The organism is Methanosarcina baltica (assembly GCF_055394095.1).
Genome location: NZ_AP042463.1, coordinates 1,878,603 through 1,893,507, shown reverse-complemented (window position 1 = coordinate 1,893,507; position 14,905 = coordinate 1,878,603). Strand labels below are relative to the sequence as shown.

Genomic DNA, 14,905 nt, shown 5'->3' with positions numbered 1-14,905 from the left:
TCTATAGAGATTGTCACCCTGACACTCAACGTAACATTCAATAGTTATATACAAAGCAGTTATAAATACTCTAGCACTTACATATTAGTAGAGTCGTCTACTTAATAGTATTTTGTTACCAGGAACTTCGAAAGCTCCTTCCATGAATCATACGATTTTTATAACCCCCTTCGAAGGGGAATAAATATCTCCCTCCGCCTGGAGCTTCTTCAGAGCCTTTTCAAACTTTTCAGGACCGATTCCTCTCTCAAGTGCGGCTGCCTCTAATTTTTCGGCATCCATTACTCCCCCGGAGGCTTCAAGCAGTTCAGACAGGATTTTCCCTGCACTTTTTTTCAGAGCTCTCTCTGTTTTTTTTGCTCTTTCCACAGGCAACAGGACAGGCTGTTCAAGCTTTTCCGAAGTGAAAGCCGGTACCTGGGCGGCCCCCTCCTCAACCAGTTTTTCAAAAAATTCCGCGGCATCTTTTCCGCAAAGTCCGGCCTGGAGGTGAGTGCGGGCCGCCACGGCCTCGGAAAGTTCATCCGAGGAAAAAAATACCCTCAACTTTCTTATCTTCAGGAGAACCCCGCAGTGCTGGCACCCTGTGGTTTTGTTCGCCTGTTCAATGACCTGGGCATGTTTCCGGCATTTAGGACAGACCACAACCGCAAAGCGCCGGGTCCGGTCAGGAACAATATAGTTTAAATTCAGTTCTACCAACCCACTTAGGAATAAGTCAAATATAATATCAAGTATTTTTGTTTACCATTCCTTAACCACGGAAAAGCACCGAAGGACACGGAAACCGGCCTGAGGGCCGGTGAGTACACTGGACCTTTAAATACCCGAGTTTCGCTTCGGGATCACAGGAAATCGAAGATTTCCTGGGAGTTGCACTGTAAGTGCAACAGCACGAGGTCCGTTTCGCTCGCTTCGCTCACTCAAGCGGACTGAAAAACGCCTGAGCAACCTTAAATATCGTCTTCCTGCATTCATTTTCCGTGTGTTCCGTGGTTTGAATGTACACACAAGACACTTCCATTAACAAAAATATAACCTGTATGGGTATAAAGTGATTCCCTACCTGAAAATATGAAGTTATTTTTCAGCCATTCCTTAACTATAATTTCCTTATCGAGATTTCCGCAACAATCATTTCCCGTACCTGCGCTGCCGTTTCTGGTAATCCCTGATGACCCGCAAAAGATCAAGCATGCGGAATTCCTCCCAGTTAACGTCCGTAAAATAAAGTTCGGAATACACGGATTGCCAGACCAGGAAATCCGAAAGGTGCTGCCCTCCCGAACGGATCATGAGGTCGGGCTCATGCTTGACAAGCAAGCGGGATTCCAGAAGCTCCTCATTCACCTCAGCAGGCCTCACTTCTCCTGCCTTTACATCCTTTAGTATGGAAAAAACCGCTTTTGTGATTTCACTCCTCCCCCCAAACCCCACGGACACGTAAACAAAAAAATCATCTCCGACCCTTCGGTTTACCACCTCTCCGGTTTTATCATAGATCTCGTACCCTACCCCCACAGGGAGTCGGGAAAAAGCCTCTTTCACCTGGCCCGTGAGCCTCGAAGCAAGCCCGGCTTCCAGAGCCGGGTCAGTATTAAGGATGTCCACGTAGAGGCTGATAAGTTGTACCTGGTACTTCCTGAAAAAGAGCAGGACTGAATGGAGCCTGGAAATCCCCTCGGGGTCCAGAAGGTCACTTTCCGTAAGGATCAGGGCCACATGCCCCGGGATCCTGGAAGGAGATCTTTTGATCTGCCATACAAGATATCGTTCGTAAACAGGATAAATGAAAGATAACAAATTCATGGAAAAAACCTTATGGAAACGTTATCCTGAAAGAGCCTGCCCGGCTATATCTGTTTACTTTCAAATATGCCGGGCATATTTATAGAATTTATTATGTGCGCAAAAAACAGGGCTGCAGGAAGTGTAGCTTATTTTGCGGTGGATACGATTTTGATTACGTCCCCGTCCTTAAGTTCGTGCTTTTCCCCGAGTCTGAGCCTTGTCCTCCCATCCACGGCATAGAGGAACCTATCCCCGATATCGGAATGGATCTGGTAGGCCAGGTCGTGGCAGGTCGAGCCCCGCTTCATGAGGTAGGCATCGGGAAGCATGTTTCCGTTTTTATCGATCCATTTTCCCTCGTCTTCCACGGGATAGACCACTATAAGGCCAAGGAGCTCGAAAACGGCCCTGTTAATACATTCCTGAACTCCGGTCCCGCCTCTGGCCAGCAGAAGTTTTCGGAGCGCTTCCAGGCCTTTTTGCTGCTTTGCACTCAGACCCTCGGCCAGGACTTCAAAATCCCCGTCTCCGGGAGTGTAGCGGATAAGCCCGCTTTTGGCAGCGGACCTGAGGGCCAGTTCGGCAGCCGCACTCGTGGGGACCACGATCCTTTCAAGTTCTCCGAGTTTTTCCAGGTTTTTCGGGGAGGCGACGTCGGCCTTGTTTGCGGAAATGAGCATGGGTTTGCTTATCCGTTCCATGGTCTCACAGAGCCGAATCATGTCCTCGTCAGCCCATTTAAGGTGGTCCATCCTGATAAGCCCGGTTTCCATAAGAGCCTCGTTTACCTGGGACTCGGTAATTCCGGCTCCGGCGAGCTGCTCGGCAATCGCAAGCTCGACCTTGAGCCCTTCGGCCTGGATTTTCCGGGAGAGCTTGAACCAGTTTCTCTCCAGGATGCCGTAGAGCCACATTGTGATTTCCCGGTTCAGGAATACGACGTCTTTCAGGGGATCGTGCGCCCCCAGGTCCAGGGGGTTTCCTTCCTCGTCCGTGCTCCCGGAGGCATCGACGACGTGGATGATCGCCTGAGCCTGCCGGAGGTCGTCAAGGAAGGTGTTTCCCAGGCCCTTGCCCTTGTGTGCGTCCGGGACCAGCCCCGCAACGTCAATGATATCAATAGGGACAAGCCGGACCCCGTCCGTGCATTTCCCACATTCTTTCTCTTTTTCTTTACAGGGACATTCCGTCCTTACATAGGTAATTCCGTGATTCGCATTGATGGTTGTGAAAGGATAATTGGCAATATCAACGTCCGCCATCGTGGCGGCCTTGAAAAAGGTGGATTTCCCCGCATTGGGTTTTCCCGCAAGTCCTATGGTCATTGACATGAATTATAAAATCGGGCTCGTTGCATTTAATCTTTATTGATAGAGAAACGCAATAATAAGGCATTTCCCGAACTTTCTCGAACTTTTCCGAAAAAGCCAGACTGGAGCCATCTGAAAAAATGGAATAAGTGCACCCCTTTTCAGTGATAAGCTTTATATGATTGAATGTTGTTATTGAGCTGCACTTGCGTAATAGTGTCCCGATAGGGTAGCGGATATCCTTGGGGCTTGCGGAGCCTTAGACCTGAGTTCGAGTCTCAGTCGGGACGTACATTTCTTTTTTTGTATTTTTATTACCTGATACTGTCAGGCTTCTTATTTTTACTTTATATTATATATTTTATATTATTTTTACCTGATACTGTCAAGCTTCTTATGTTCACATCGCATTGAAAACATAAGGGGGACCTATGGCAAACGCTTCTGCCGGCAGTGGGGCCGGATATTGCTCTCCGAAAGGTGACGAGCACAGGATAGCACTCGAAGAGCTTCTGGAAAGGTTAGGGACGGGCGAAGAGGGGCTGAGCAAAGAGGAAGCTTCCCGGAGGATCCGGGAATGCGGGCCCAATGCCCTGGAGGAAAGCGAAAAGGAGAGCGCACTGCTCAAATACCTCAAACAGTTCAGGAACTTTTTTTCCCTTTTGCTCATCCTCGGGGCGCTGCTCTCTTTTCTCGCGGAATACCTGACCCCCGGCCAGGGCAACCTCTACATAGGAATCGCACTGGGAGCTGTTGTGGTCCTGAACGGGACCTTCACCTTTGTCCAGGAGTACCAGGCCGAAAAGACCATGGAAAGCTTCCGGGAGCTTATCCCCCCACACGCCCGGATAATCCGGGGTGGAAAGCTTGAGGAAGTGCTCGCTTCCGAACTTGTAGTAGGCGACGTCATCCAGCTTGAGGAGGGGGATAAAGTCCCTGCGGACGGGCGACTGATCGAGGTAAACGCCCTCAAGGTGGACAATTCCACAATCACCGGGGAAGCCGAACCCCAGCTCCGCTCCCTCCGCTGCACCCATGAGGAGATCCTGGAATGCCGGAACATGGTCTTTTCGGGGACACTTGTGCAGAGCGGAAATGGAAAAGCCGTGGTCTTCGGAACCGGGAAAAATACTCAGATAGGGTCCCTGGCCGTGCTTACGGAGCGGACCGAAACCGTGGAAACCCCGCTTAGAAAAGAACTCAACCATTTCATAAAGGTCATATCGGGCATTGCAATTTTTCTAGGAATCACCTTTTTTCTGCTGGCTTTTTTCCTGCAAAATATTTTGCTGGCGAGCCTCATCTTCGCAATAGGTATCATTGTTGCAAACGTGCCCGAAGGACTTTTGCCGACAGTCACCCTCGCCCTTAGCCTGGCTTCAAAACGAATGTCCGAAAGAAACGCCTTAATCAAACAGCTTGAATCCGTGGAAACCCTCGGCTCGACCACCGTGATCTGCACGGACAAGACCGGGACCCTCACCCAGAACAAAATGGCCGTGCATTCCCTGCTTGTGGGACTTGAGGAACTGAGGTTTGAAGAACCTGGAGTTGAAGAAAAGGGAATTAAAAAGCAGGGAATTGAAGAAAAGGGAATTGAAGAAAAGGGAATTAAAAAGCAGGAACTTGAAAAAATACCTCCGATTTTCATAAGGGCGACCGGGCTCTGCAACAACGCGAGGCTTTTGGAAAAAGCCCCCGGGTATATAGGAGACCCCACCGAAGGAGCCATGCTTGTTTACGCAAACGGTTTCGGAGGCATAAAAGAGCTGGAGGAAAGTTACCCCCGCCTGGAAGAGTTCCCCTTTGATTCCCGTATAAAACGGATGCAGGTAATTTGCAGCACCCCCGGAGGGGAGCTTGAAGCTTACCTTAAAGGAGCCCCCGAGGTTGTTATAGGGATGTGCGATTCCGTCCTCGAAGCGGAAGGGGAAGTCGGGCTTGGGGATTCCGAAAAGCAGGAACTTATGGACCGCCACCTGGAGATGGCAGGCAAAGGGGAAAGGGTGATTGCGCTTGCTTACCGGAAGGTCGAAGAGAAAAAGGAATACATGGAAGGTTTTGTATTCCTGGGGCTGGTGGGCATCGTTGACCCGCCGCGGCCGGAGGCGAGGGATGCTATCGCAAGGTGCCATGCCGCAGGCATCAAGGTGGTCATGATTACGGGCGACCACCCGATTACCGCGGAGTCCATCGCAAGAAGTGTGGGGCTTGCAAACTCCGAAGAACTTGAGATAATCACAGGGGACGAGTTGAAGACCCTTTCCGGAGAAGAACTTTCCAGGCGGCTTAAAAAGAAAAGCATTGTCTTTGCCCGCACCTCTCCGGTGCAGAAGCTGAAAATCGTGCAGGTCTTCCAGGCCGAAGGGGAGACCGTGACCATGACAGGGGACGGGGTCAACGACGCTCCCGCTATTAAGAACGCGGATATGGGCGTGGCCATGGGCAGCGGAACGGATGTGGCAAGGGAAGCTGCGGATATGGTGCTGCTCGACGACAATTTTGCGACAATCGTAAACGCCATTGAGGAAGGCCGGACGGTCTTTGATAATATAAAGAAGTTCATCGCATACGTCCTGACAAGCAATGTGCCCGAAATCCTGCCTTTCATAGCCTTTGTCCTCTTTTCCCTGCCCCTCCCCATAACAGTGCAGCTTATTCTCGCAATCGACCTCGGGACCGACATCCTTCCCGCCCTTGCCCTGGGCGTGGAAAAAGGAGAAGGAGATATCATGAAACGGGCCCCCCGCCCGAAGGAGGAAAAGCTACTGACCCCTCAGATGCTCTTTACCTCCTACGGAATAAAGGGCCCCATCGAAGCTGCAGCAGGCTTTTTCTGCTATTTTGCCGTACTCCGGGACGGGGGCTGGACCTGGGGACAGGGGCTGCTCTACAACTCCCCCCTCTACATGCAGGCCATAACAGCCTTTTTCTCGGCGGTAATCATCTGCCAGCTCACAAACGTCTTTACCTCCCGGACCCGGCTCCAGTCGGTCTTTACAAAAGGGATTTTCGAAAACCGTCTGGTCCTGCTGGGAATCGCAAGTGAGGTCCTGATCCTCGCTTTTATAATCTGGAACCCTCTGGCAAACCTCATTTTTAATACCTCCGCCCTTCCCATGAAATACCTGGGGCTTGCGGTCCCGTTTGCTATCCTCCTGCTCGTGGTGGACGAACTCAGGAAATATTTCATAAGAAAGGATGTAAGGGTCGTAACCCGGTTTATGAAATGGTAAAGCTTGCAAAAAAACCGGCTCTTGGAAGAAAATGGATATCCGGAAAAAGGTGGATCAGGTCCCGGCCTCGATGATGAATATTTTTAAGTACTTCTGTTTTCAGGAGGCTGGTTTCAGTACTTAACATCGTATATATAAGACGGTAGATATACCGCAGTACTGCAATAAACTTGAGGTAATGAGATGATAGACTTCGCCTGTAAAGAATTCAAAGTTGAAGATGTAATCAAATGTGCTCTTACCCTCACCAGAGCCGACCTCAGGGTCCTGAAGTACTTTTTAAACGCCGGCCCGGAGAGAAGAACGGATGAGGGGGTCCCCATCTCCCTTAACTCTACTCCGAGCCCTTCATCTACCTATATCCCTACATCCACCTCTACTCCCACTTCCGCCCTCTGGGTGGACACGGAGACCCTTTCAAGGGCTCTTGAACTTGACCAGTCCACGGTTCAGCGTTCGGTAAAGAAGCTGTACGAAAAAGAGATTCTGCAGAGGTCCCAGCAGAACCTGGAAAGTGGGGGCTACGTCTTTATCTATCAAATTCGCTCGAAAGGCGAAATCAAAAATATAATAATGAACATTGTCCGGGGCTGGGCCGAAAAGCTCGGAAAAGAACTGGAACAATGGGAAAAACGAGGTTGATCCAATTTGCTTAAAATAACCCCATATCTCGGAATTATTGTTCTTATCGTATCAATAGGGGGCCTGTGGTTCCCCGCTCTCGGATATTTCCTGCTGCTCGTCTTTGCGGCACTCTTGCTTATAAGCCCCTTCAGAGGCCGCTGGTTCTGTGGAAACCTCTGTCCGAGGGGAAGCCTTGCGGACTTCTGGATAGTGAAGATTTCAAAACAGAATAAAATCCCGAAAGCTTTCCGCAGTTTCTGGCTCAGGATCCCGGTCTTCCTGCTCCTCATGGGTTTCATGACTTACAGGATCATCAGCGTCATAGGTACTCAGAATACCTTCAATAAAATAGGTATGATCCTGGTCAGCATGTGCATTGTGACCACGGCGATTGCGATCCTGCTCGGCAGTTACTTCAGCCCGAGGGCCTGGTGTACTTTCTGCCCTATGGGAACAGCCCAGCGCATGCTTGGAGGAAATAAATATACTCTGAAGCTCGATAAGGAAAAGTGCATAAGCTGCAAAAAATGCGACAAAGTCTGCCCCATGCAACTTGAAGTCCACAAAGGGGGTCCCCTCCCTGACTGTATCAAATGCGGGCGCTGTGTCGAGGCCTGTCCAAAGAACGCCCTTCACTTTGAATAATTTATTTTTTACATAATTTTTATTACTTTTTTTATTTTTTAACTTATAACATTTAGCAGCAATTTTTACATCTTTTGAACAATGTTATTTTTTTTCAGAAATATTCGAAATTTGCAGGCCCTTTTTTAACATAACAAAAGAATATTTCAGAAGATTATTATATAAAGTGAAATATAATAGAATGAAATATAATTAAATAAAAGATCCCGGTGCCCGGCCCACAGCCTGCAGTCACTGCGGGAAAAAGCAAAGGAAGAAGCAAAGGGAGAAGCAAACCTGGGGGGGTAAAGCTCATTGATTTCCAGAGTCTCGGAACTATCGGAAACAAATAAAAAAGAACTCACCGGCCTTTTTGGGGAATTCGTCAACCTGGACAAACGAGAACGCCACTATTATAACCACGATATCGGGGCCCTTCCGCCTCTCGTCAAAAAGTTAATCGGAAACACTGACCCTGCGGCGGTTGTAAAGATTCGGAAGGAAGAAGATGCCGTGAAGCTCCTTAAATTTGCAAACCTGAACAAAATTCCTGTGGTCCCGAGGGCCGGGGCCTCTTCGGGGTACGGGGGAGTTATCCCGACAAAAGGAGGAATTGTCGCTGACGTTACTCTCCTGAACAAAGTCCTTGAAATTGACCCGGAAGCGGAGAGAGTCAGGACGCAGAGCGGGATTACCTGGGAAAAGCTGGAGCTTAAACTGAACGAAGCCGGGCTTTCCCTCCGGGCCATTCCCTCAAGCGCCCCCTCTTCCACCGTCGGGGGCTGGCTGGCCCAGAGCGGGGCAGGCTACGGAAGTTACGAGTTTGGCTGGGGACATGAGAGCATGGAATCCGCCCGGCTTGTCCTGCCGGACGGAACACTCAGGGAATTTTCGGGGCCTGAACTGAATAAAATCAGCGGGACCATGGGGACGACCGGCCTTATTACGGAAGTTACCCTGAAGGTCCGAAAACTTGAGGAGAGAAAGGCCGTTTCCGCAAGTTTTCCTGATGCGGAGGGGCTCAGGAAAGCCATTGAGAAAATAAGGGAGCAAAACCTTCCCCTCTGGTCAATCTCCTTCCTGAACCCCGAATGGGCCGACATGAAGAACAGAGCCCCTCATAAGCTCCACTACGGAGAGGTCGTGGACGGAAAGAGGCCAGTGCTGCCCCTGGCCTACGTGTGTAACTTCCTCTACCCGGCTTCAAGGGATAAAAGCCGGGCGGCAGAAAGCCTTACCGGCAGTCTGGAAAGCGACCTTGCCCTGGCAATCGAAAATGCCGGGGGGACAGTCCTTTCGGAAGAGATTGCGGAACACGAAATCCGGGAATGGTTCAAGTCCATGAAGGTAAAGAGGCTCGGACCCTCCTTCATCCCGGCCGAAATTGTTGTCCCCCTGGAGAAGATGGACAGGGTCTTTGAGGAGATCAAAAGAAGAGTGAAGCTCCCCGTCCTTAGCGAAGGCATGGTTGTCAGGGACGGGAACGTGGTGCTCCTCTGTTTCATGCGCCATTCCGAGCGTTCCCTGCGCTACAACATGGCCTTTGCACTTTCCCTCAGTATCTTAAAGATTGCCGAGGAAAACGGGGGAAGGGTTTACGCTTCAGGGCTCTTTTTTGCCTCGAAAAAGAAAGCTGTTTTCGGGGAGAAGCTTGAGGAAATCGAGGCCTTCAGGCAGGAAGTAGACCCTGAAGGGGTCATGAACCCCTGCACCCTTGAGGGGTGTGGGGTCCTCAACACCGCGGTTTCGATGGGCTCCACGTTCGAACCTCTGGGAAGAATCATGGGAAACATGTCCGGAATCGGAAAGGTGACCTTCCGGGACGAAAAGGAAATTTCCGCGGAGATTGTGGAACTTGCCTATGCCTGTTCCCAGTGCGGGTACTGTGTGGGCGAATGTGACCAGTACTACGGGCGGGGCTGGGAGTCCCAGTCCCCTAGGGGCAAGTGGTTTTTTATCAAAGAATACCTGGCAGGCCGGGAAAAACTGGACCAGAGGCAGACGAACACCTTCCTTGCCTGTACCACCTGCCAGATGTGCGACTCCCGCTGCGAACTTGACATGCCAATAGAGCACGCCTGGATGACCCTGCGCGGGAAACTTGTCGAGGAAGAAAAGAAGATGACTTTCCCTCCCTTCGAGATCATGGCAGCCAGCCTCCTGAAGGAGAGGAATATCTGGGCCAATTACCGGAAGGACAGGGATAAATGGATTCCCGAAGACCTCAGGGCAAAGATGGAAGAGAAAGCCGAATACGGCTACTTCGCAGGCTGCACGGCCTCTTACATTGAAAAAGAGATCGCTATCGGGACCGTGCACATGCTCGATGCCGCCGGGATTAAGTTCACCGGGCTTTTTGACAAAGAAGCCTGCTGCGGGATTCCAATGCTTGTTGCCGGGAAATGGGATGTCTTCGAAAAGATCATGCGAATGAACGTCTCCAACATGAAAAAGCAGGGGGTAAAGACCGTGATAACCTCGTGTCCCGCCTGCTGGCTCATGTGGCATACCGTCTACCCCCAGTGGGCCGAGAAACTGGGTCTGGACTATGGGCTTGAAACAAAACACTATTCTGAAATCCTTGTCGAACATCTGGACGTACTTCGGCCCAAATTCAAAAAATCCCTGAACAAAACGGTTGCCTGGCATGATTCCTGCCACATGGGCCGGGCCGGGGGCAAAATCTACGAGCCGCCCCGGGAACTTTTGAAAGCAATCCCGGGAATCAGATACAGGGAAATGGAACACAACCGGGAACAGGCCCACTGCTGCGGGTCGGTGGTCAGCCTGATTGCGGAGCCTCCGGTCGCCTACAGGCTTGGGGAAATGAGGCTACAGGAAGCCCTGGACGTGAAGGCTGAGGTCATCTCGGCGCTCTGCCCCTGCTGTATTTTCCAGTTCAGAGTCGCTGCGGACAGGGCGGGTATGGACATCGAGGCCAGGGACCTGGGAGCCCTTGTGGCCGAGAGCCTGGGGTACGAGATGCCGGAGTCAACCGCATATACGCTCGAGTCCTGGCTACCCTTTGAGAGGATGATTACCCTCATGCAGCCCGAGCACATGGCCGACCTGATGGTGGAACTCCTGCCTGAGATGATGGCAGCCATGCCTTCGCCCCTCTCGACCATGATGAAACTGGTAAAGTTGCCCGGTATGGGCACCCTGATGAAGCCCATGATGCCGCTAATGATACCCAGGCTCATGCCCCTTGTCATGCCGAAGGTCATGCCTGATATGCTGAAGGCCGTGGAAAGGAGAGTTCCAATGCCGGATTACATGAGAGAACAGCTCCCTGACCTCCTGCCAAAGGCCATGGAAAACCTGATGCCGAATATGCTGCCCGAATTGCTCCCGTTGCTGACCCCGAAGATGATCGAGTACCTCAAGACGCACTGAGAGGGGTGAACTACCCCCACCTGTCAGCCTTCGGCTGTCGTGTTAAACCATAGGTTTAACAGGAGTTTCTAATTTTCAATTAGAAACACCGAGGAAGGGGCTTCCTTCGAGTACTTGAATCATTTAGGAATTGGTTCTAAGAACTCAATCCCTATCTTCAAGCCTGTTTGTTGAAGATTATCGGCAAAGTACCAATAGCCCGTCCACAAGGCATTTTGTTATAGAAAACTTGCGTTTCCAAAATAACAGATATAACTTCCATCAATTCTTATTTGTTTATTACCTGTAACACAGGTCAAGAATTCGATGAAATAGGAGATATAGCCCCGATTATTAATATAGAATTCAGCATATATAAAATAGACAGCGGTGAAATGTGGACGGCTTTCATCCCCCACCTGCCAGCCTTCAGCTGTCGTGTTAAACCGCAGGTTTAACAGGAGTTTCTAATCTTCGATTAAACATCGAGGAAGGGGACTTCCCGCCTGCGGAGTTAAATTTCACTGAGTCAGTTAAGCAATTTTCTTGAAAGGTATTTCCCTGAAAGGCATTTCCCCTGCAAGGTCTGACTCAAAAAACCCTGTTCAAGAAAAGAAAAGACATTTGCAAAAAGAAAGCGTGGAAAATAGATTAATGGGAACAGCCGACCTTTTTTTCTGCTTTATGGCCTCCAGGATAAGAAGAATACTTATATAGAAGTGCTTGCATTAAGAATAGGTAAAATCACGTGCCGAAAAAAAGCGTATCCAATTTTAAAACTTATCAGTAAATAATCAAATTCAAATCATAACAGGAGATTGAATCTTGGCAGCACAACCAATTTTTATTTTAAGAGACGGAAGCCAGAGAACTCACGGCTCCGAAGCCCAGAACAACAACATCATGGCCGCAAAGGCCGTCGCGGAAGCGGTCCGGACCACTCTTGGACCAATGGGCATGGACAAGATGCTTGTGGACGGCATGGGCGACGTTGTAATCACCAACGACGGGGCAACAATTCTTAAGGAAATGGACATCGAACACCCCGGAGCCAAGATGATTGTGGAAGTGGCCAAGACCCAGGACGACGAGGTCGGAGACGGGACAACCACCGCAGCCGTACTTGCAGGGGAACTCCTGAAAAAGGCAGAGGACCTGCTGGAAAGCGGGGTTCACCCAACCATTATTGCCGCCGGGTACAGGCTAGGGGCAAAGAAGGCCGAAGAGATTGTAAACACCATTACAATCGACGTCTCCCCCGAGGACACTGCAACCCTTGAGAAAGTGGCCGCAACCGCCATCACAGGCAAAGGTGCCGAATCCTACAAGGACCATCTCTCCGCCCTGACCGTGAGAGCTGTCAGGTCCGTTATCGAGGAAAACGACGGGAAGATCACCGTCGACATCAGCGATATAAAGATCGAGAAGAGACCGGGAAGCAGCATCCAGGACTCCGAAATCATCGAAGGGGTAATCATTGACAAGGAACGTGTCCACCCGAGTATGCCGGAACTTGTTGAAAACGCAAAGATTCTGCTCTTAAGCGTACCTATCGAGCTCAAGAAAACCGAGACCAAGGCTGAGATCAAGATTTCAGCTCCTGGCCAGATGCAGAGCTTCCTTGACCAGGAAGAAGCAATGCTCAAGGACATTGTAAACAAGGTAATCAACACCGGTGCAACCGCTGTCTTCTGCCAGAAGGGAATTGACGACCTGGCCCAGTACTACCTGACAAAGGCAGGTATCTTTGCAATGCGCAGAGTCAAGAAAAGCGACATGGAGCAGCTCTCCCGCGCAACCGGCGCAAGGGTAAGCACCAGCCTGGACGAAATCGAGGAATCCGACCTCGGCTCTGCAGGGCAGGTCGAAGAGAAGGACGTTGCAGGTTCCAGAATGACCTTTGTCACGGAATGCAAGGATAAAAAGGCGACCTCCATCCTCCTGCGCGGCGGGACAGAGCATGTGGTCGAAGGCCTCGAAAGAGCTCTTGAAGACGCCCTCCGCGTGGTCGGCGTTGCTCTCGAAGACCGGAATGTCGTTGTGGGCGGCGGAGCTACTGAAATCGAGCTTGCTCTCAGGCTCAAAGAGTATGCTTCGACCCTCAAGGGCAGAGAACAGCTTGCTGTCATGAAGTTTGCAGAATCCATGGAAGTTATCCCCCTGACTCTCGCCGAGAACGCAGGGCTCGACCCCATCGACATGCTTGTAGAACTGCGCTCCCAGCACGAAAAGGGCAACAAGCAGGCAGGCCTCAATGTCTACACCGGCAAGGTCGAAAACATGTTCGATAAGAACGTCATCGAACCCCTCAGAATCAAGACCCAGGCAATCAACGCAGCCACCGAAGCTGCAATCATGATCCTCAGGATCGACGACGTGATCGCATCCTCAGGAATGAGCGCGAGCGGCGCCCCAATGCCTGAAATGGACATGTAAGTCCATTTAAAAAAGTTATTAATTAAGACAGGTGCCGAAAACTTTCGGCGCCTTTCTATTTACATTCTATTTTTCCAGATTATACAGCCTGAGATTACGTTCTGTTTTTCCAGATTATACAACCTGAGATTACGTTCTATTTTTCCAGATTATACAGACTCATTTTACAGAAAAAAATTCAAAAAAAAGTTATGGAAAAAGATCGGATAGAACCTCATCTGGCCTCGTAGCAGGAAATTTCCATGACATCTACAAGCACGGGTTTTCCTATTTCATTCGAGACGACATCCCGGACCCGGGCCATACACTTGCACTTGAGCTGGACACTGGCCGTCGTCGTTTCCCGTTCCTCGACATAGAGGTCATTGGCCATTATGAGAGAATGAGTGGAAATCTGTTTTTGCACGACCCTGGCCACAAGCCCCATGGTTCCGTTGCTTAGGTCCTGGAGACGGGAGGATGTTATAAGAACAAGGTCCCCGGTATTGATCTCGAGCACACTGACAAAATTATGAGGACTGCGGAGTTCAAGCGTCCGTAGATTATTGTTTTTCAGAGTTTCTATCACTGACTCGGCTATTCCCGTTAACGCAATATACTCCATAGAATCACCCGTACATTGGGAATTCTTTTCTAACTTCACCCTTCTGCTCGGTGGTCTGGACATCCTCGGCAAGTTTTTGCAGTTCAACTTCTATGCGTTCGGCCTGTTTTATGAGCTTCTCGGTATCAACCGAAAACTCATAGAGCTGGTTCAGGACATCAACAACCGCAGAAGCGGCTCTAGGGTCAGGATTTTGCGTCCTTGTCGCCCCGAGCAGGCTGAAGGCGGGAATCTCCCGGAGCAGGCATTCGGACATAACACTGCCCGAGATCCCTGAAATAGTGCCCATCTGGAAAACTTCTACCTTCTCCTTAATTTTCTCCAGCATTTCCGCGGTTGTTGCAGCCCCGAAGACCTTATGAGGCCCTTCCATAATCGCAATACCTGCAATGGATGCGATCTCCTTTACATTAATGGACTGGGCCCAGTCCACAAGCGCACTGCTGACGTCATAGGAAACAGAATGGCTGATAGGGATATCGGAAATCACGACAATGAGGTTATGCTTCTCACTTTCGTAAATCCGGACAGGCATGTTGATGAGCCCCTCGTAGAGCACGGCAATGGAGGGAAAATACCTGGAATCAATAGAACCTATGTACTCCATCTCCATTTCTTCGATAAGGTGCTGGCTTGCAATATTCCCGACAAGCCCTATTCCGGGAAAGCCCTCGATTAAAATCGGATTTTTGGATTTCACAGGTTTCGTAATGATCTTTACATCATTATTATCATAGTCAGTATCTGACAAAAAAACCACCTCATTTGGTATAAACCCCTATAACTATATTTTAGCTACTAGTACTTAAACGATTAATAAACACTTAAATGGCCAATACACGGCTCCTCATCAAAGAAATGTACCGGAAAGGACCAGACCGTATCATCAAAAAAGCAGGATAATA

At 50.0% G+C, this 14,905-nt stretch carries 10 protein-coding genes and 1 tRNA gene; 6 read left to right on the top strand and 5 right to left on the bottom strand.

Annotated features, from left to right (window positions below):
- Positions 1-147: 147 nt before the first annotated feature.
- The 3 genes from ACZ5QV_RS08205 to ACZ5QV_RS08195 form a co-directional block, all read right to left on the bottom strand.
- Positions 148-702, bottom strand: a complete 555-nt coding sequence (locus tag ACZ5QV_RS08205) for a DUF5817 domain-containing protein (protein WP_464599361.1) — start codon at positions 700-702, stop codon at positions 148-150.
- 432 nt (positions 703-1,134) lie between these two features.
- Positions 1,135-1,809 carry an undecaprenyl diphosphate synthase family protein gene (locus tag ACZ5QV_RS08200; protein ID WP_464599360.1) on the bottom strand — a complete coding sequence of 225 codons (675 nt, stop codon included), beginning with the start codon at positions 1,807-1,809 and terminating at the stop codon, positions 1,135-1,137.
- 128 nt (positions 1,810-1,937) lie between these two features.
- Entirely contained in the window at positions 1,938-3,122 is a 1,185-nt protein-coding gene (locus ACZ5QV_RS08195) for a redox-regulated ATPase YchF (RefSeq protein WP_464599359.1), read from the bottom strand.
- 197 nt (positions 3,123-3,319) lie between these two features.
- On the opposite strand from ACZ5QV_RS08195, the gene ACZ5QV_RS08190 reads away from it, so the two are divergent.
- The 6 genes from ACZ5QV_RS08190 (at position 3,320) to thsA (ending at position 13,396) form a co-directional block, all read left to right on the top strand.
- Positions 3,320-3,391, top strand: a tRNA-Arg gene (locus ACZ5QV_RS08190).
- Between the two features lie 141 nt (positions 3,392-3,532).
- Positions 3,533-6,337: a cation-translocating P-type ATPase gene (locus tag ACZ5QV_RS08185; RefSeq protein ID WP_464599358.1), complete on the top strand. Its 2,805-nt coding sequence runs from the start codon at positions 3,533-3,535 to the stop codon at positions 6,335-6,337.
- A 183-nt stretch (positions 6,338-6,520) separates the two neighbouring features.
- Positions 6,521-6,979: a MarR family transcriptional regulator gene (locus ACZ5QV_RS08180; protein ID WP_464599357.1), complete on the top strand. Its 459-nt coding sequence runs from the start codon at positions 6,521-6,523 to the stop codon at positions 6,977-6,979.
- A 6-nt stretch (positions 6,980-6,985) separates the two neighbouring features.
- Positions 6,986-7,606: a 4Fe-4S binding protein gene (locus ACZ5QV_RS08175; RefSeq protein ID WP_464599356.1), complete on the top strand. Its 621-nt coding sequence runs from the start codon at positions 6,986-6,988 to the stop codon at positions 7,604-7,606.
- Between the two features lie 294 nt (positions 7,607-7,900).
- A complete protein-coding gene (locus ACZ5QV_RS08170) occupies positions 7,901-10,981 on the top strand; it encodes an FAD-binding and (Fe-S)-binding domain-containing protein (protein ID WP_464599355.1) in 3,081 nt (1,026 codons plus the stop codon).
- An 804-nt stretch (positions 10,982-11,785) separates the two neighbouring features.
- Positions 11,786-13,396: a thermosome subunit alpha gene (gene thsA, locus ACZ5QV_RS08165; RefSeq protein WP_464599354.1), complete on the top strand. Its 1,611-nt coding sequence runs from the start codon at positions 11,786-11,788 to the stop codon at positions 13,394-13,396.
- 214 nt (positions 13,397-13,610) lie between these two features.
- Here thsA and ACZ5QV_RS08160 read toward each other — a convergent pair whose 3' ends face one another.
- Together ACZ5QV_RS08160 and ACZ5QV_RS08155 are read right to left on the bottom strand one after the other, a co-directional pair.
- Positions 13,611-14,000 carry a DUF473 family protein gene (locus ACZ5QV_RS08160; protein WP_464599353.1) on the bottom strand — a complete coding sequence of 130 codons (390 nt, stop codon included), beginning with the start codon at positions 13,998-14,000 and terminating at the stop codon, positions 13,611-13,613.
- A 4-nt stretch (positions 14,001-14,004) separates the two neighbouring features.
- Positions 14,005-14,751, bottom strand: coding sequence for a proteasome assembly chaperone family protein (locus tag ACZ5QV_RS08155; protein WP_464599352.1), 747 nt, complete (start codon positions 14,749-14,751; stop codon positions 14,005-14,007).
- Positions 14,752-14,905 lie beyond the last annotated feature (154 nt).